We start from the raw sequence: 17,226 nt of genomic DNA on the forward strand, positions 1-17,226 counted from the left end.
CACACTACGCCGTAACCGTGACGTTCTTCCTCGCCGCCTTGGGCGTCCTCGGCGTGGCTTCCTCCGGCCCCCTCATCGCCGCAACCCTCGGTTCCACCACGGTGACGGCCCTGGCCGTTGCCTTCTGGCGCAACGCGATCGGTGCTGCGGTCATGGCGACTCCCACCCTCGTCAGGGAACCGGCGCAGTTCGGGCGGATCACGGGGCGGGAGTTCCGATGGTCGCTCATGGCAGCCCTCGCCCTGGCATTGCATTTCGCCTGCTTCATCACCTCCCTGCAGCTGACCTCCGTCGCCGCCGCCACCGCCCTCGTCTGCCTGCAGTCCGCCTGGATCGTCGTCATACAGCTGTTCCGCGGCGTGAAGCACCGGTGGCAGGTCCTCGCGGGCCTCGGCACAGCGTTCGGCGGCGTGGTGGCCATCACCGGCTTCGACATGGGCACATCACCTGACGCACTGCTGGGCGACCTCCTGGCCGTGGCTGGGGGCCTCTTGGCGGGCGTCTACACCCTGGCAGGGGGCAGGGCCCGGCAAAGCATGACGACGGGAACCTACACCACGCTCTGCTACGGGATGTGCGCCGCGTTCGTCGCGGTGCTGGCGCTCTTCACCAACCAGCCGCTCGTGGGGTTCGAGGCGGCCGGCTGGATGGGGATCATAGCCATCACTGTCTGCGCCCAGCTGATCGGGCACACGGCCTTCAACCACCTGCTGGCGACCATGAGTCCGCTGCTTGTGTCCATGATTATCCTGCTGGAGATTCCCGGGGCGGCGCTGCTTGCCGCCGTCTTCCTAAATGAGTCGCTGCCGGCGGGGACATACGGTGGCCTTGCGCTCATCCTGGTGGGGCTCGCCGTCGTCGTTGCAGGCCAGCGCACCGGCAAGGCCGGGCGCGGAAGACCTCTGGCGGAGCGGCCACTGGCGGATTTGGGCACAGACTGAGGGACAGCCGGCCGCGCCGGCCACCGGCCTGCAGCTACTGGCCGCCGCGGCGGGCGGGCTGGCTGGTATTGACGGTGTGGATGGCGCGAAGCAGCTTGGCGGGAAAGTACACGGAGAAGAAGACCACCATGGGGGCCTTGAGGGCCATTTTCTTCACGTTGTGCGCCTTGTACGTCCGGTCGAAGCGGGTCACGTAGTAGCGGTAATCGCGGGGCGAGTCTTCGAGGCGCCGGGCCGACATCCCGGAGACCATCTGCGGCCAGTACTGGATCCTCAGATCGTGGTCCGCAAGATGGAGGGAGAGGTCGATGTCCTCGTGCATCTCGTCTTTCTCATCCCGGCAGGCCTCGTTCCGGATGGTCTCCCACGCCGAGCGGCGGAGCGCCATGTTGGATCCGAAGAGGAAATGGTACTGATGCTTGGCCAGTTTGAGCATGAGTTGGCGCATCTTGTCGTCGGCTTTGAGGCCGAACCGGCGCATGGGCATGTCGTAGTAGACCACGGGTCCCGTGGCGGCCTGGGTGGACTGGTCCGCAAAAGCTTTCTGGACCTGTTCCACCCAGTCAGGTTCCACCACTGAGTCGGCATCGATGCGGCCAAGGATATCCCCGGTTGCGTGGTTGAGGCCGAAGTTGCGCGTGGGGATGAGGCCCTGTTCCTTGTCCTGGCTCAGCAGGATGATGGGGCTCTCGGGGTACTCCTGCTGCATCTGCCGGACAATGTCTGCCGTGCGGTCCTTGGACATGTTGTCCACAACGATGATCTCGTGAGCCGGAACGGACTGATAGACGGCAGCGATCAGGCACTGCCGGATGACGCTTTCCTCGTTATATGCCGGTATGACGATAGATACGCCCGGCAGCTGCGGAGCGTCATGCAAGGCATCCTCGGAGGATCTATCGGGTGACATCACCTCAAATTTAGCACCGATCAATTTTCTTCCCCGCTGGGCCGCAACCGCGCCGGGCAATGAAAGAGGGGCCCCGCACCAGGCGGGACCCCTCTACACGCACGCTCGTTCGGCGTGGGCGCTGCTGTTTACTTGTCAGCTGCCTTGCTGGCACCGTTGTCGATGTTGGCCGCAATGTTCTTGACGGCGGTCTTTGCGTCGGTGGTGGCATTGCCGGCGTCGGTGTCGGCGTCGGAATCCTCGGCGACGTGCTTGGCCTTCTCCGCCGAACCTTCGTCGGTGTCCTCGGCGGCGGCAGCCGCCAGGGGCGTGGGCTCGGCATCGGCTGCTGCCGGCTCCGTGACCGCCGTAGCCGGCACCGGGGACGGAGTCTCAGCGGCAGGGGTTGACGGCGCCGGCGTAACGGGCGCCGGGGTCTTCCACGGGTCCTCGACCGGCTTGGAAGCCTTCCAGGCGGCGACTCCTGCGGCCACTGCAGCGGCGATCACTCCAACGATCAGCAGCCCGCGCTTCTTCGGCTTTTCCGGCTGGACCAGCGCTTTGCCGGTGACCGCGCGGCTTGCCTCCGAAGCCGCCGACTTCAACTGGGTGCCGGCAACCTGCGCCTGCTCCTGCAGGGAGTGGATGATCCCGGCATCCCCAAGCCTTTGGGCTACGGCGTCCACGCGGGCCGGAGCGCTCTCAAGAGTGCGGTGCACCACCTCGGACGCCGTGCCGATCTGGTCGGAGAGCCGCGGCAGGTATTCCACCACCACGCGGTCACGGGCATTTGCAATCACGGGGGTGGCCTTGTCCAGGGCCTCGTGCAGCCGCGGCGTCGCACCTTCAACGGCGTCGTGAATCCTGGGTGCCAGGTGTGCCAGCCCGTCCTGGATGCGGGGCGTCACGGTGGCAACTCCGTCAGCCAGGTTGTAGGCCGCCGTCTTGAGCCCGTCCTGGATCTTGGGGGAAGCGGTGTCGATGCCATGTTGCAGCCGGGGTACCGCCCAGTCCACTGCGGCTTCCACCCGGTCTTTTGCGTTCTCCACTGCGGAACTGACCGACAACTCCAGTTCACGGGCAATACGATCCGATTTCTTCACAACTACCTCCCGATTAATGTGACGGTTCTGTTGTTAGCCTACGTGGAGGATGACCGGCGCTGCTATCGTTCCCGGGGATTGCGGGCGGATTTCACCCAACGCGGAACTGCCTTTGCCGCCCCGTGCCGCGTTGACCCTCCGTGAAAGAATGACCGTATGACTGCCACAGCAACTGCAAAAGCGACCATCCACACAAGCCTCGGCGACATCGTCGTGAACCTCTTCGGCAACCACGCGCCGAAGACCGTCAAGAACTTCATTGGATTGGCCACCGGCGAACAGCCGTGGACGCACCCCGAGACCGGCGAGGAAAAGACCGGCACGCCGCTGTACAACGGCACCATTTTCCACCGCATCATCAAGGACTTCATGATCCAGGCCGGCGATCCCCTGGGCCGCGGCACCGGCGGACCGGGCTACCGCTTCGACGACGAGATCCACCCCGAACTGAGCTTCAACGCCCCCTACAAGCTGGCCATGGCCAACGCAGGCATCCAGATGGGCAAGGGAACCAACGGCTCCCAGTTCTTCATCACCACCATCCCCACCGACTGGCTGCAGGGCAAGCACTCCATCTTCGGCGAAGTGGCTGACGAGGAATCCCGCAAAGTCGTCGACGCCATCGAGGGCGTTCGCACCGGCATGGGCGACCGTCCGGTCGAAGATGTGACGATCAACAGCATCGACATCGAGCAGCTCTAACCCACACTATGAGTTACGGAATTCCGTCGGTCGAGCCGTCCGCGCAGGTACCCGTGTGCCCCCGGCACCCGGACAGGCCCTCCTACGTGAGCTGCCAGCGCTGCGGGCGTCCCGCATGCCCTGAGTGCCAGCGGGCGGCCGCCGTCGGATTCCAATGCGTTGACTGCGTCAACGAAACAAAACGTACGACGCCGGCTGTCCGGACCGTCTACGGCGGAGCCGTGACGGAGGGCAAGCCGCTGGTGACTTTCGGGATCATCGCGCTGTGTGCAGTGCTCTATGTGCTGCAATGGCTGATTCCCGGCGATGAGGTCTATCAGAACCTTGCCTTCGCAACCGTTTATGCCACTCCGGAGTACGGGGTGTTCGAACCTTGGCGGATGCTGACGTCGGCGTTCCTGCATTCGCAGGGCTTTATCCTCCACATCGTGCTCAACATGTACATGCTGTGGATGTTCGGCCAGGCGCTGGAGCCGCTCCTCGGACGCATCCGTTTCCTGGCCGTGTATATCCTGTCCGCGATCGGCGGCTCAGTCGGCTACCTCCTGCTGACCGCCGGCTATGTTCCCGGCCAGCCCCTGACCGGAGTGGTGGGCGCCTCGGGGGCAATCTTCGGGCTCTTCGGAGCCATGCTCGTCGTCCAGCGTCACAGGGGCGGTGACACCCGACAGCTGTGGGTGCTCATTGCCATCAACGGCGTCATCGGATTCATGGTCCCCCAGATCGCCTGGCAGGCCCATCTCGGTGGCTTGGTCACCGGCGCGCTCTGCGCTGCCGCCATCGCCTATATCCCCCGCGGACCCCGCCAGCACCTTCTGCAGTTTGCCGGCCTGGCCGCCGTCCTGGCATTGCTGGCTGCCGCGACCTGGTACCGCGTCGTCGGCGGCTGACGGGCGCTTTCCCACTTCTCATACTCCGGCCGTGCCCCTGCGGCCTTGAACGGCTTCCTCCGCTGCTTCACGTGACCGTGCTTGCTGCTGCTCACGCGGCCGTTCGTCGCTGCACAGCACCGCTTCCCTGAACAGCGTCACTTCCCTTTACAGCGTCACTTCCCTGTAAGCACTTTCTGGCAGGTAATACTGTCCAGCACACCATCGCCGCGCCCTTCGGCGAATGCTTATAAGCCCCGCGTCTGTCCCACTCAGGCTCGTACCCACCGACGGGAACGCGGCTTCTTCGAAGAGTTTTCCACAGGAGTTATCCACACTGTTGGTAACTTACAAGCCTGTAGTTCAGCTCAGCACCCGCCGACTTCCCCGTCATCTAGGCGTTCTGGGGATTTCCGCAGCGGAACGTCCACAATTGTGGATAACCCCTAGGGAGCTGCCTGTGGTTAAGTGGACAACTTTTTCTGGGACGGGACGTCGGCGGCGCCCCGCCTGCCTAGGGAAAGCCACGGCCCAAACGTGAAACCATCCGCCTCTCGGCGTGAGGCCGCAGCGCGGCAAGGTCCGGCCATGCCGCCCGCCCGGACGCTCTGGATGTCAACAGGGTTATACACAACTGTTAATAACTTACATCGGTGTAGTTTGTCGGCGGGATGCCGTTCTGAGGCCTACATCGCGGTGCTTTCCGCCGTTCTTCCCCACAGGTTATCCCCAGCTGTGGATAAGTTGTGGGTACCCGCCTGTTGTTAAGTGGATAACCGGACCGCCACGGGTGGCAAGGATCGCGCCAGCCGGGACAGGCCGCGTGTAGTCTCGGACTAAACCGCCAGCCAGCGCTACTGTCCGCCGGTGACTTCCGGCAGGCTCATTCACCCAAGGAGTACGCCGTGAGCACCACCGAACACATCTTCCTGGACAAGTACCACCCCGCCTCATGGCGCGCCCTCAACGGCCTGGGACTCAAGGTGCGGGAAGCGGCCATTGAAGCCGGGCTGGATCCTAAGCTCATTGAATTGCTGAACGTCCGCACGTCGCAGCTCAACGGCTGCGCGTACTGCCTGGACATGCATGTAGCCGACGCACTCGAGGGCGGCGAGTCCAGCCAGCGGCTGGCTGTGCTCCCCGCGTGGCGCGACACGGAACTCTTTGACGGCATCGAGAGGGCAGCACTGGCACTGGCCGAGAGCATCACGAACCTCCCCGACGCGCGAACACGCGAATCCGAGGACGCCTACGCGCGCGATCACCTTACGGCCGAGCAGTATTCCGCCGTCAGTTGGCTGGCCATCACGATGAACGCGTTCAACAGGGTTTCCATCACGAGCCAGCACCCGGTCCGCCGGAAAAGTGACTAGGGCCGGCGTTATCCACAGAGTTTCCACACTTGTTAATAACTTGCGCGGGCCTTTTCGTGAGGGAAAACAGACATCAGAGGCCTTGACCCGCGTATCAGCCCAAAGCCCTTGCACGGATTATCCACACTGTGGATATCTTTACCAACATCTGTGGATGCCGGCCACCTGCATTGGGAGAGCCGAAAAAGCGTCTACGCCCAGACGCCTGATGTTCCGCGGCGGTGGCTGTCGATGAGATGGGTGTCCACCATGCCGATGGCCTCCATGAGGGCAAACATCGTGGTGGGGCCGACGAACGCGAAGCCCTCTTTCCTCAGTGCCTTGGACAGTGCAATGGATTCAGGGGACGTGGTGGGTACGTCAGCGTAGGTCATGGGCGCGGGAGTGGAAGCGGGCTGAAACTTCCACACGAAATCCACGAGCCCGCCCTCCTTGCGCAGGGCAAGGGTCGCGCGGGCGTTGGTGATGGCGGCACGGATCTTCAGCCTGTTTCGCACAATGCCGGGATCCTGGAGCAGCCGTTCGACGTCGTCCTCGGTGAACGCCGCCACAGTCTCGGGATGGAAGTTGGCGAAGGCTGCACGGAACGCGGGCCGCTTGCGGAGGATGGTTGCCCAGGACAGCCCGGCCTGGAACGCCTCCAGGCTGATGCGCTCGTACAATCCTTGTTCGTCCCGGACGGGCAGTCCCCATTCGGTGTCGTAGTACTCCCGCATCAGTGGATCGGTGGAGGCCCACACCGGACGGGCAAGGCCGTCGTCGCCGATGATGATGCCTTCGGGAGTCATGGCAACGGGACGGCCGTCAGGAACGCCAGCGCGTGGTCATGAGGAAGCCCATGATGGCAATGCCGAATCCGGCCACGATATTCCATGAGCCCCAGTCGCCCACGGGGAGCTTACCCTCGCTGATGTAAAAGGTGATGATCCAGAGCAGGCCGATGATCATCAGCCCGAACATGACAGGCTTGAACCACACGGCGTTGGGCTTGTTCGCCTGCGTTGCGGAGACGGACTCGGCCGCGCGGGCAGTCTTCTTACGTGGCTTTGACTCGGGCACATGTCCTCCTTGGCGGGATGAATCAAGAACGGCGACCTCGGCTTGATATCCTGCTAGCAGGAATATTGCCGGCGGTCTGCGCGCTCCTGGTCAAGTCTGAAGTCTTACTAGCAGCCAATTCTAGCTGTAGTTCAGGCCCCACCAGCGCCCACCGCACCCGCCTTGGAGGAGATTGCGTGGTACTGCAGGAGAAGGTGAGACCCCCTGCTGCGCCGGTTTCCGGCGTCGTAATCCTGCGAAGGGCCGTGCAGATCATCGGTGAGCTGCTGATCACTGCCGGCATTGTGCTCCTGCTTTTCGTCGCATGGCAGCTGTGGTGGACGAACGTTGCGTCTGATGCCAGGCAGGGCGAGGTGGTCAAGAACTTTGCCCGCGAACTGGCTGCACCGGTGACTCCCGCGCCCGTCCCCAGTCCGGGCGGATCGGCGGCAGAGTCGGGGACGGCCGACTATGGTGCCCCCGCGGTCGCCCGGGCACCCGGCCACGGTGGCACCATCGGCATCATGTACATTCCCAGGTTCGGCGAAAACTACACCCGGCCCATCGTTGAAGGTACCAGCCCGGACGTGCTGGACACCCTTGGCCTGGGCCATTATGGGAGTACTGCCATGCCAGGGGCGGTGGGGAACTTCGCCGTAGCCGGTCACCGGCAGACGCACGGTGCCGTGCTGGACAATATCCACACCCTGGTTCCGGGCGACAAGATCTACGTCCAGACCAAGGACGGCTACTACATCTACGTTTTCCGGAACAACCGGATCGTGATGCCGTCCAACGCTGACGTCCTGCTTCCGGTGCCCTCGCAGCCCGGAGCGAGGCCGACCGAAAGATTCCTGACCATGACCAGCTGCAACCCCCGCTTTGGTTCACAGGAGCGGATCATTGCCTATTCGGTCCTGGACCACTGGCAGCCCGTATCAGCGGGGCCCCCGCCCGAAATCGCGGCACAGGTGGCACGCGCCCGAGGGGAAGGCTGAGACTTGTACGGTTGGATATTCCGGCACCTTCCCGGCCCGCTCTGGCTCCGCATCCTCACATCTGCGGCGCTGATTGTCGGGGCACTGTTCCTGATGGTCGAGTTCCTGTTCCCCTGGATGTCACAGTTCACACAATTCACCGACTCAACGATTGGTGCGGCAAGCAACCCATGAGTACAACCAAGATCCTCGTCGTGGACAATTACGACAGCTTCGTCTACACCCTGGTGGGCTACCTCCAGGAGCTGGGCGCCGAAACCACCGTGGTCCGCAATGACGACGTCACGCTCGCCGAAGCGGTCGAAATGGCGGAAACGCGCGACGGCGTACTCATCTCGCCCGGTCCGGGCTCGCCGTCCGAGGCCGGCGTCTGCATCGAGCTGATCAGGTGGTGCGGAGACAACGACAAGCCCATGTTCGGCGTCTGCCTCGGCCATCAGGCCCTGGCCGAGGCATATGGCGGCACCGTGACACATGCGCCGGAACTGATGCACGGCAAGACGTCCCTGGTCCAGCACGGGGGCACCAGCGTGTTTTCCGGCCTGCCCTCCCCCGTCACGGCAACGCGCTACCACTCGCTGGCCGCTGTGCGGGAGTCCATTCCCGAGGTTCTCGAAATAACCGCGGAAACCGCCACTGGCGTGGTCATGGGCCTGCAGCACCGCACGGCGCCGCTGTGTGGAGTCCAGTTCCACCCGGAATCGGTCCTCACCGAGGGCGGCTACCAGATGCTGGGCAACTGGCTCGAGTCACTCGGCATGAAGGGTGCGGCCGAACGCGCCGCTAAGCTCAGCCCGCTCATCCAGCACTAGCAGCCCGTTCAGCCCGGGCCACCGGCTGCTAGCGCTTCCCGGTGGCGCTGGGCGAGGCCGTCGGCGATGGCGTGGGAGTCGGCTTTGGCGCCGGAGCCTTGGCCACAGTGATGGTGATGGATTTGCCTTGCTCCACGAGGGCGTTCAGCGGGTCGCTTTGTCCCGTCACCTTGCCCGGAGCCACCTGGGAATTTTCCACTTCCCGGATGACAACCGGCAGGCCCAGCTCCTTCAGCGCGGCCTCCGCTTCGGCTTGTATCATGCCGCGGAGCTCGGGCATGGGCACCTTGCCTGTGGAAATGATGATTTCCACGCTGCTTCCCACAGCAACCTGCTGGCCCGGAGCCGGCTTGGTGGTGATCACCAGGCCGCCCGGGACCGTTGTGCTGTTGGCCATGGTGGTGGACGGTGCGCCCACCAGTCCGACCTGCCTCAGGATGTCACGCGCTGCCGCCTCCGTCCGGCCAGGCAACGCTTCCGGGATCTTGACGGCGCTGGGCCCGGCCGAAACATTAAGGGTCACTTCCGAATCCAGATTGAGGAATGATCCAGCCGCGGGCACAGTTCCGATGGCGGTGCCCTTGGCGACCGTATCGTGCTGGACGCGCTTGATCTGGGGCCGCAGCTTGGCGTCATAAAGCACCTGCAGGGCTTCGGTTTCCGTGCGGGCTTCCACCGAGGGGACCGCAACCTTCACCGGCTCCGCCGGCGGCTGGTTCATGACGTTATACAGCCACAGTCCGCTGCCCGCCAGCACGAGCAGGGTAAAAATCACAAAGGTGGCGGTCCAGGCACGGCGGCGGGACTTCTGTACGGTCGTGCGCTCCCTTTCCCGCGGGAGACCCAGGGGAAGATCGTCCTGTTCAGCCGTCTCGTACATCGCGGCGGCCTCCGCGGGCAGAACCGCCTCGCCGCCGGAAGGCTCGTGGGCAGGACGGAGCCTGCCGCCCGGGGCATCGTCGAGGAAGCTGGCACCCGTCATGGAGAACGCTTCGGTGGGAGGCGTGCGCTGGGGGTGCGGAACGTGGTCGTTCGGGTCTGTCGGGGCTTCGCTGGCGGACACCCCGGGCACGGGGATGCCGTTCTGGGCGGCGCGGAGCGCACGCCTGAACGCCGCGGCATCCTGGAACCGGTCGACCCGGTTTTTCTGGAGTGCCTTCGCCAGGACGCTGTCGAGCGCTTCAGAAACGTCCGGGTTGAGGCTGCTGGCAGGCTCAGGAATCTCGCGCACGTGCTGGTACGCCACGGATACCGGGCTCTCACCGATGAACGGCGGGCGGCCGGTCAGCATTTCATACAGCAGGCACGCGGCGGAGTACAGGTCGCTGCGGGCATCCACGGTCTCGCCGCGGGCCTGCTCCGGCGACAGATACTGGGCAGTTCCCACGACAGCCTGCGTCTGCGTCATGGTGGCGGAGGAGTCCGCCATGGCACGGGCGATGCCGAAGTCCATGACTTTCACCATGTCCGAGTTCCTGCAGAACATCACGTTGGCCGGCTTGATGTCCCGGTGCACGATTCCGGCCTTGTGGCTGTACTCGAGCGCGGACAGGACACCCAGTGTGTAGCTGATGGCCTGGTCGATGGTGATATCCTTGGCCCTGATGAGGTCCCGCAGGGTTTGCCCATCGACGAATTCCATCACAATGTAGGGCACACGGACGTGGTCATGGTCGTCCCCGGGCAAAGCATGGTCCCCGGTGTCGTAGATGGCAACGATGGACGGGTGGTTCAGGGCCGCAACCGCCTGCGCCTCGCGTTTGAACCGTGCCTGGAACTGGGGGTCCCGTGCCAGGTCCGGGCGCAGCAGCTTGATGGCCACTGTCCGCCCTAGCCGCGTGTCGGTGCCGCGGTGTACATCGGCCATGCCTCCCCGGCCTATGAGCTCACCGAGCTCATAGCGTCCGCTGAGGATGCGCTGGGCAGTCACCGGGATACGGTCTTCCCGGTGCGACGGCGATCGTGGCGGCGTGGTCACAACTTATCCCTGGCCCAAAGGGGTGCTCGGAATGACACTGGGGCTGGGGCTGGGGCTTACGGTGGGCGTTTCGGCGGGAGCCTTGGCAAGGTGATACGTCACCACAGATCCGACAGCGGCTTCGCTGCCGCTGCCCGGCTCTGAGCTGACGAAGGTGCCGGGCTCCTGTCCCGGATTACCCTCCACATCAGGTCCCTTGACCCAGCGCAGCTTCGCGTTTTCGATCGCAGTCCGCACCTGGCCCTCGGTGCTGCCCGGGCTGAGGCTCGGCACTGTGGCCTTCTCAGGTCCCTTCGAGTAGGTGACCTTGATGGTTTCGCCCGGCTGGACCGGGCCTGTCGGGTTGATTTCAGTGACCGTACCGGGAGCCGCCGCATTGAAGACCGGTTCTCCGTCCACGCGGAGCCCCAGCGCATTCAGTTCATCCCGCACATCGGTGAACTGCTTGCCCAGGTAGGCAGCGGGAATGATGTTGACCGCCTCCGGAGTGCTTTGTGTGGGGGTCGGCGTAGGCGTCGCCGATGTGCTGGTAGGCGTGGGGCTGGCACTAGTTGAGGTCGCACTGCTGGCGGCACTCGACGTGGTACCGGCAGGTGACTGCGGCGGGAACAGGAGCCCCGACTGAGTCAGCAGGATACCCACAACGGCGAAGATCACCAGCAGGATCAGGGCAATCAGCGGCCAGGTCCACGGGCTGCGTCCGCGCCGCTCCGGCTCATCCGCCGGCTCGTCGTCGTACCGTTCCTCTTCCTGCACCCAGCTGCGCTCAGCGGCGAGGGCGTCGGCCCGCGACAGCGTGCTGCCGGCGCGCGTGGGCGCGCCGTCCGTTCCTGCGCCGGCGGCACCCGCCGCCGCACCGGCAGCCGCCGCGCCGAGGACCGGCAGGGCGGAAGTCGCCGTCGGACTCTTGTCGGAGCCGATGACGCCGGTGGGAGCCGTCTGCATATTGACCGGCGCCGTCATGGGTCCGGTGGCACCCTCGTAAAGCAGCATGCCGGGAACGGCCGCGTGCGCCGCCTGGATATCCCCGTTCCGGATGGCCTCGGCGGCTTCCGAAAGTTTGATGGCGTTGGCCGGCCGGTTCTTCGGATCCTTGGCCAGCATGGACATCAGGAGCGCCCGGACCGGCTTCGGAAGGGTGTCCGGCAGGGGCGGCGGGGCATCGTTCACCTGTGCCAGGGCGATGGCGATCTGGGACTCGCCCGAGAACGGCCGGTGGCCCGTGAGGCACTCGTAGCCGATGACGCCCAGCGAGTAGATGTCCGAGGCTCCGGTGGCCGTTTGGCCGGTGGCCTGTTCGGGCGCGAGGTACTGGGCAGTTCCCATCACCTGGCCGGTCTGCGTGAGCGGCACCTGGTCGGCAAGGCGGGCGATGCCGAAGTCGGTCACCTTGACCCGGCCGTCGGGGGTGATCAGGAGGTTGCCCGGCTTGATGTCGCGGTGCACCAGTCCCTGCGCGTGGGCGACGGACAGCGCCCGGGCGGTCTGGGCCATCATGGACAGGGTGCGGTCCGGGGAGAGGACCTGCTCATGTTCGATGATGCTGCTCAGCGGCTGGCCGGGCACCAATTCCATGACGAGGTACGCGGAGCCCTCCTCCTCGCCGTAGTCGAACACATTGGCGATGCCCACGTGGTTCAGGAGCGCGGTGTGGCGTGCCTCGGCGCGGAACCGCTGGAGGAAGCCGGGATCGCCCGTGTACTCCTCCTTGAGCACCTTGATGGCAACGATCCGCCCGAGGATGAGGTCTTTGGCCTTCCAGACTTCGCCCATGCCGCCGATCGCAATACGCGTGGTCAACTGGAATCTGCCGCCGAGGGTGATTCCTGATGTAGGCCTCACTTATTCAACACCGCCTCAAAAATCTTCTTTGCGTTCGGACTGGTTAGCTGTGCGCCGGTGGTGATGTCCACGCCCTGCATGACGATCGTGACGGACACCTGCGGGTCATTCGCGGGGGCAAACCCGGTGAACCAGGAGTTGTTCAGGCCATCGGTTCCGAGTTCGGCAGTGCCGGTCTTGCCGGCAACCTGCACGCCGGGCACTGCTGCGCCGGCACCGATGCCCTCACTGACCACACTGGTCATCCATTCAGTGATCTGACCGGCAATTTCCGGGGTGGTGGAGGTCCGCAGCGGAACCGGCTTCGGTTCTTCGAGGACGCGCAGATCAGGTGACCGCACGGCCTTGATCAGGTTTGGGGTCATTTGTACTCCGCCATTGGCGATGGCCGAGGTCATCTGCGCGATCTGCAACGGTGTGGCGCGGACGTCCCGCTGGCCGATGGCCGACTGGGCCAGCCCGGCTGCGTCCAGGTCCCGCGGGAAGATGCTCTCGGCGTAGTCGAGCTTGAGTTGGTCGCCCAGTCCCTGTCCCCAGCCGAATTTGGCTGCCTGTCCGGCGATCGCCTCCTCCCCAAGCTTTTCCGCGATGCTCGCGAACGGCGTGTTGCACGATTGCTGGAGCGCGAACGCGAAGTCGGCGGTGTTGCGGGTGTAGCAGTTGCCGCCCGCATAGTTCGGAAGCCGGTATTGGATGCCCGGGAAGGACATCTCGGCGGGATTCGGGAGCTGGCTGTCCGCGTTGTACTTTCCGGAGCCCAGGGCGGCCGCAGTATCAACGATCTTGAAGACCGAGCCCGGTGCCAAGAGGGCACCCGTGGGGCCGCTGACGGACGGGTTCAGGTTGATTCCGGGGACCTTGATGATCTCGTTGTAGCTGGCCTGCTCCTTGGCCGCGTCCTGGGTGGCAATGAGGTTGGGGTCGTAGGACGGCTTGCTGACCATGGCGAGGATGTTGCCGGTCTTGGGATCCGTGACCACGATCGATCCCCGCTGCCCGTCGGGTATGAGGTCATACGCGAGTTTCTGGATCTCGGGGTCGATGGTCAGTTCCACGGACGCGCCCTTGGGCTGGTTGCCCAGGAAAAGCTGCCCGATGCGGTCGAGGAAGAGCTGGTCCGAACTTCCGGCCAGCTGGGCGTCCATGGCGCGCTCCAGGCCAGTCACGCCGTAGTTCTTGGAGAAGTACCCCGTGATGCCGGCATAGAGCTCAGGCTGGGTGTACGTCCGCTGGAACTTGCAGGTTTCGTTGCCCTCCACGGACTCGGCAATGGCAGTGCCGGCCACGAGGATTGCACCGCGGTCATTGCAGTAGTTCTGGAGAATGGCACGCTTGTTCCACGCGTTGGCCTTGAGTTCGTCGGCGCCGACCACCTGGACGTAGCTGAGGGCACCGAAGATCAGGGCAAACATGGCGATCGCGGCAACCCATGAGTGTCGAATGGCCTGGTTCACAGTTGTTTCACCGCCTCGGTGGGAGCGTCCGGAAGGGTCTGGGTGGCGTTCTTGCCGGGTCTGTTGCCCGGAGCCGCGGCAGGCTTCCCGGGAGTTTTCTGCGCCTCAGGCGTCCTGCCCGGCTGCATGGGTGTGGTGTCTACAGGGCCGCGGGCGGTATGCGAAATCATCAGCAGGAGGCCCACGATGATCCAGTTGGCCAGCAAAGAAGAACCCCCAGCTGCCAGGAACGGGGTGGTCAGGCCCGTCAACGGAATAAGCCGCGTGACGCCGCCGATGACGACGAAGCACTGCAGCGCCACAGCAAAGGACAGACCGCATGCCAGCAGTTTCCCGAAGGCGTCCCTCGTGCCGAGTGCGGCGCGGAAGCCGCGGGTGAACAGCAGGAGGTACATCATGACGATGGCGAACAGCCCGATCAGGCCAAGCTCCTCGCCGAATGACGCGATGATCATGTCGCTGTTGGCAAAAGGCACAAGGTTGGGGCGGCCCTGGCCGAGCCCCGTACCGACGAGTCCGCCGCTGGCCATGCCGAAGAGCCCCTCGACGATTTGGCCGCTGCCGCCCGGGGAGCGTCCGAAGACCTCCTCCGTGAATGCGTTGAGCCAGGAGTCGATGCGAAGCGCGACGTGGGAGAAGACCTGGGAGGCAATGAAACCTCCGCCGAGGATGAGCGAGAGGCCGATGACCACCCAGCTGATGCGGCTCGTGGCCACATAGATCATCACAATGAACAGGCCGAAGAACAGGACGGAGGAACCGAGGTCCCGCTGGAAGATCAGCACGCCAATGCTGACGAGCCAGGCGGTGATCATGGGTCCCATGTCCTTGAACCGCGGGAACTGCAGGGGCCCGATCTTCCGGCCTGCAAGCATGATGAGATCGCGGTTGGATGATAAGTACCCCGCGAAGAATATAGCCAGCGTGATCTTCGCGACCTCGCCGGGCTGGAATGTCATGGGGCCAAGCCGGATCCATACGCGCGCTCCGAGGATTTCACCGGCGGAAATGCCGGGAACCAGCGGGAGGATCAGCAACAGCGCGCTGACGGCCAGCGAAATGTAAGTGAAGCGGCGAAGGATCCGGTGATCCTTGAGGAGCCAGATCACGGCGATGGCCACCGCCATGGCAATGAGGGTCCAGCGCATCTGGTTGTTGCCGGTGTCCTCGCCCGGGGCGTCCAGACGGTGGATCATCGCCAGGCCGAGGCCGTTAAGGGCAACGACCAGCGGAAGTATTACCGGATCAGCATACTTAGCCCGGATCCGGAGGACCACGTGGAAAGCAAGGGCTGCCACGGCCAAGAGGCTGGACTGGAACCAGAAGTCAGTATCGAACGCATTCTGGTCATCGATGCTGATCAGTGCGTTGGCGCCGATGCTGACGGCAAGGGCCAAGACCAGCAGCAGCAGCTCCACGTTCCGTCGGGGCTTGGGCATCGTGTCGGCGTGGGTCATTGGCCCCCCTCACAGGTTGGGGTTGGGGACGGCGTGGCGGCCGCGCCGGCGGCGGCGGTCTGCGACGCCGTCGGCTTGGAACTGGCCGCGGCGGCAGGCGCCTTGGCGGCAGCGGTTCCCGTAGGCGTGGGAGTGGGCTTGGCAGAGGTGGCGCGGGGAGACGGGGACGCAGTGGCCGTCGGCGAAGCCGTGAGGCACTCATCCGACGGGGCCGTCGTGCCGGTGCGCTCAAGGTTCTTCACGATGCGCTGGGCGTCGTAGAGATCGCGCGCGGGCACGGTCTGGCGGACGCGCTGCTGCGAGAACTGGGGCAGGGATTCCATCTTAATTTCGGTGACAGCCTCAAGCGTGGACAGCTGAATGGGTCCCAGGCGCTGCGAAACGCCATTGAAGATCGCCACCCGCTGGTCGAATTCGCCAATGTAGTACCGGGTCTGCGTCCAGGCGTAGCCGAGCCAGAGACCCACCACGAGGACCACGAGAGCCGCAGCCGCGATGCCCATGCTAACCCAGCGGCGCGGCCGACGTTCCGGGCCGAGATCCTCAGCCTCGTCGCGCGACGGTTCGGCCTTGTGGGTGAGGACTGTGGCCGCCCGGCGGGCCACGGTGCGCCCGGCAATGGTCGGAATGGAACCGGTCTCGGCCGCTGTGACGGCCGCACCGACGAGGAGATGGGGGCGTGAGGACAGTTCCTCGCGCAACACCTCGGCGGACAGGTGCTCGCCGAGGTGCGGGTCGGTGGTTGCCGTGGGCTCCTTGGATTCAGCCTGGCCGGAGTCCGGGGCGGTGCCGTTGCCGTCCCCGGCGTGGCTGTCAGCCCCTGCATCGTCAGGCTTCGGGGCCGCAGTGGCAGCCTCAGGCGCGGATGCCGTTGCCGGCTCGGTCTGATCGTCCGGTGCCACAGTTGCGGTCACGGCCGTCGCGGCCGTGGTGGTGCTTTCCGGTGCGGCGAGTTCCGCGGGAGGCACGATGTCGACGGCGGCTGTCTTGACGTCGTCGACCGTCTCCTCGGCGATTTCCACCATCACCACGGTGACATTGTCCGGGGCGCCTGCTTCAAGGGTGAGGTCCACGAGGGTTTCCACGCACTCGTGGATGTTCTGGGTTTCGCGAACTGTGCGCTCAACGACGTGCCCGGCCACATAGTTAAGGCCGTCCGAGCACAGCAGCCAGCGTTCGCCCGGCTGCACCTCCAGGGTGGCCAGGTCCAGTTCGGGGCTCGCATCGACATCGCCGAGAACCCGCATGAGGACATTCTTGTGGGGGTGGGTTTCGGCCTCTTCAGGGCGGAGCCGGCCCTCATCGATCAGGCGCTGGACGAACGTGTGGTCCACGCTGACCTGTTCGAATTCGCCGTTGCGCAGCCGGTAAGCCCGTGAATCGCCGATGTGCGCGAAGTGCAGCTTGCCCTCGGCGAGCAGCAGGGCCGTCACGGTGGTGCCCATGCCGGCGAGTTTGGGGTTGATGTGGACGAGTTCCGACAGCAGGGAGTTGGCCGTCTGGATTTCGTCGGCCAGAACGGTTTCGGCGTCGCCTTCGTAGTCGTCCGAGTCCAGGTGGATCATGTCCAGGACGGTGGCCGCGGAGGCTACGTCACCTCCGGCGTGGCCCCCCATGCCGTCTGCCACGACGGCGAGGTGACGCCCCACGTAAGCGGAGTCGTCATTTTTCGCCCGGACGCGGCCGACGTCGGACCGTGCGGCGTAGCGCATGATCAGGGGACGCGGAGAGGCTGGCGCCTTCTCCGCGGGAATGTCCGGAGCGGCCATG

General features: G+C 64.8%; 15 protein-coding genes. 6 read left to right on the forward strand and 9 right to left on the reverse strand.

Translation table 11 applies throughout. The features are described from left to right. Window positions 1-17: 17 nt before the first annotated feature. Window positions 18-941 (forward strand): DMT family transporter, encoded by a 924-nt coding sequence (locus JYA52_RS18705; RefSeq protein WP_205655268.1) that lies wholly within the window; start codon window positions 18-20, stop codon window positions 939-941. Between the two features lie 34 nt (window positions 942-975). On the opposite strand, the gene JYA52_RS18710 is transcribed toward JYA52_RS18705, so the two are convergent. After that, a complete protein-coding gene (locus JYA52_RS18710; protein WP_205654757.1) occupies window positions 976-1,851 on the reverse strand; it encodes a glycosyltransferase family 2 protein in 876 nt (291 codons plus the stop codon). A 128-nt stretch (window positions 1,852-1,979) separates the two neighbouring features. Further along, on the reverse strand, window positions 1,980-2,933 hold the full coding sequence (locus JYA52_RS18715) for a hypothetical protein (protein ID WP_205654758.1): 954 nt from the start codon (window positions 2,931-2,933) through the stop codon (window positions 1,980-1,982). A gap of 156 nt (window positions 2,934-3,089) precedes the next feature. Here JYA52_RS18715 and JYA52_RS18720 point away from each other — a divergent pair, with 156 nt between their 5' ends. The 3 genes from JYA52_RS18720 (at window position 3,090) to JYA52_RS18730 (ending at window position 5,877) form a co-directional block, all read left to right on the forward strand. Further along, on the forward strand, window positions 3,090-3,635 hold the full coding sequence (locus JYA52_RS18720) for a peptidylprolyl isomerase (protein WP_205654759.1): 546 nt from the start codon (window positions 3,090-3,092) through the stop codon (window positions 3,633-3,635). A gap of 8 nt (window positions 3,636-3,643) precedes the next feature. Continuing rightward, window positions 3,644-4,525 carry a rhomboid family intramembrane serine protease gene (locus tag JYA52_RS18725; protein WP_205654760.1) on the forward strand — a complete coding sequence of 294 codons (882 nt, stop codon included), beginning with the start codon at window positions 3,644-3,646 and terminating at the stop codon, window positions 4,523-4,525. 884 nt (window positions 4,526-5,409) lie between these two features. After that, window positions 5,410-5,877: a carboxymuconolactone decarboxylase family protein gene (locus JYA52_RS18730; protein WP_205654761.1), complete on the forward strand. Its 468-nt coding sequence runs from the start codon at window positions 5,410-5,412 to the stop codon at window positions 5,875-5,877. Between the two features lie 191 nt (window positions 5,878-6,068). Here the strand turns inward: JYA52_RS18730 and JYA52_RS18735 are convergent, their stop codons facing one another. After that, window positions 6,069-6,665 carry a DNA-3-methyladenine glycosylase I gene (locus tag JYA52_RS18735; protein WP_205654762.1) on the reverse strand — a complete coding sequence of 199 codons (597 nt, stop codon included), beginning with the start codon at window positions 6,663-6,665 and terminating at the stop codon, window positions 6,069-6,071. Window positions 6,666-6,681: 16 nt separating this feature from the next. Further along, window positions 6,682-6,936 (reverse strand): cell division protein CrgA, encoded by a 255-nt coding sequence (locus tag JYA52_RS18740; RefSeq protein ID WP_205654763.1) that lies wholly within the window; start codon window positions 6,934-6,936, stop codon window positions 6,682-6,684. A 176-nt stretch (window positions 6,937-7,112) separates the two neighbouring features. On the opposite strand from JYA52_RS18740, the gene JYA52_RS18745 reads away from it, so the two are divergent. Both JYA52_RS18745 and JYA52_RS18750 read left to right on the forward strand, forming a co-directional pair. Next, window positions 7,113-7,913 carry a class E sortase gene (locus JYA52_RS18745; RefSeq protein WP_205654764.1) on the forward strand — a complete coding sequence of 267 codons (801 nt, stop codon included), beginning with the start codon at window positions 7,113-7,115 and terminating at the stop codon, window positions 7,911-7,913. A 170-nt stretch (window positions 7,914-8,083) separates the two neighbouring features. Beyond that, entirely contained in the window at window positions 8,084-8,725 is a 642-nt protein-coding gene (locus JYA52_RS18750) for an aminodeoxychorismate/anthranilate synthase component II (protein ID WP_205654765.1), read from the forward strand. Between the two features lie 28 nt (window positions 8,726-8,753). On the opposite strand, the gene pknB is transcribed toward JYA52_RS18750, so the two are convergent. The 5 genes from pknB to JYA52_RS18775 are packed head-to-tail and all read right to left on the reverse strand — an operon-like array spanning window position 8,754 to window position 17,225. Then, on the reverse strand, window positions 8,754-10,703 hold the full coding sequence (gene pknB, locus JYA52_RS18755) for a Stk1 family PASTA domain-containing Ser/Thr kinase (RefSeq protein WP_205654766.1): 1,950 nt from the start codon (window positions 10,701-10,703) through the stop codon (window positions 8,754-8,756). Between the two features lie 3 nt (window positions 10,704-10,706). Further along, on the reverse strand, window positions 10,707-12,545 hold the full coding sequence (locus JYA52_RS18760; protein WP_205654767.1) for a protein kinase domain-containing protein: 1,839 nt from the start codon (window positions 12,543-12,545) through the stop codon (window positions 10,707-10,709). Continuing rightward, on the reverse strand, window positions 12,542-13,999 hold the full coding sequence (locus tag JYA52_RS18765; protein ID WP_205654768.1) for a peptidoglycan D,D-transpeptidase FtsI family protein: 1,458 nt from the start codon (window positions 13,997-13,999) through the stop codon (window positions 12,542-12,544). Before JYA52_RS18765 ends, JYA52_RS18760 begins: the two co-directional genes overlap by 4 nt. Next, window positions 13,996-15,456: an FtsW/RodA/SpoVE family cell cycle protein gene (locus tag JYA52_RS18770; protein ID WP_205654769.1), complete on the reverse strand. Its 1,461-nt coding sequence runs from the start codon at window positions 15,454-15,456 to the stop codon at window positions 13,996-13,998. Before JYA52_RS18770 ends, JYA52_RS18765 begins: the two co-directional genes overlap by 4 nt. After that, complete coding sequence (locus tag JYA52_RS18775; RefSeq protein ID WP_205654770.1) at window positions 15,453-17,225, reverse strand: PP2C family protein-serine/threonine phosphatase; 1,773 nt, start codon at window positions 17,223-17,225, stop codon at window positions 15,453-15,455. The genes JYA52_RS18770 and JYA52_RS18775 overlap by 4 nt, the downstream gene beginning before the upstream one ends. Window position 17,226 lies beyond the last annotated feature (1 nt).

The sequence above is a fragment of the Arthrobacter pascens genome (assembly GCF_017052465.1).
GTDB lineage: Bacteria > Actinomycetota > Actinomycetes > Actinomycetales > Micrococcaceae > Arthrobacter > Arthrobacter pascens.

Coding starts and splice junctions, on each gene's coding strand:
- JYA52_RS18710 (WP_205654757.1), bottom strand. CDS start 1,851: ATGTCACCCGATAGATCCTCCGAGGATGCCTTGCATGACGCTCCGCAG.
- JYA52_RS18720 (WP_205654759.1), top strand. CDS start 3,090: ATGACTGCCACAGCAACTGCAAAAGCGACCATCCACACAAGCCTCGGC.
- JYA52_RS18725 (WP_205654760.1), top strand. CDS start 3,644: ATGAGTTACGGAATTCCGTCGGTCGAGCCGTCCGCGCAGGTACCCGTG.
- JYA52_RS18735 (WP_205654762.1), bottom strand. CDS start 6,665: ATGACTCCCGAAGGCATCATCATCGGCGACGACGGCCTTGCCCGTCCG.
- JYA52_RS18750 (WP_205654765.1), top strand. CDS start 8,084: ATGAGTACAACCAAGATCCTCGTCGTGGACAATTACGACAGCTTCGTC.
- JYA52_RS18770 (WP_205654769.1), bottom strand. CDS start 15,456: ATGACCCACGCCGACACGATGCCCAAGCCCCGACGGAACGTGGAGCTG.
- JYA52_RS18775 (WP_205654770.1), bottom strand. CDS start 17,225: ATGGCCGCTCCGGACATTCCCGCGGAGAAGGCGCCAGCCTCTCCGCGT.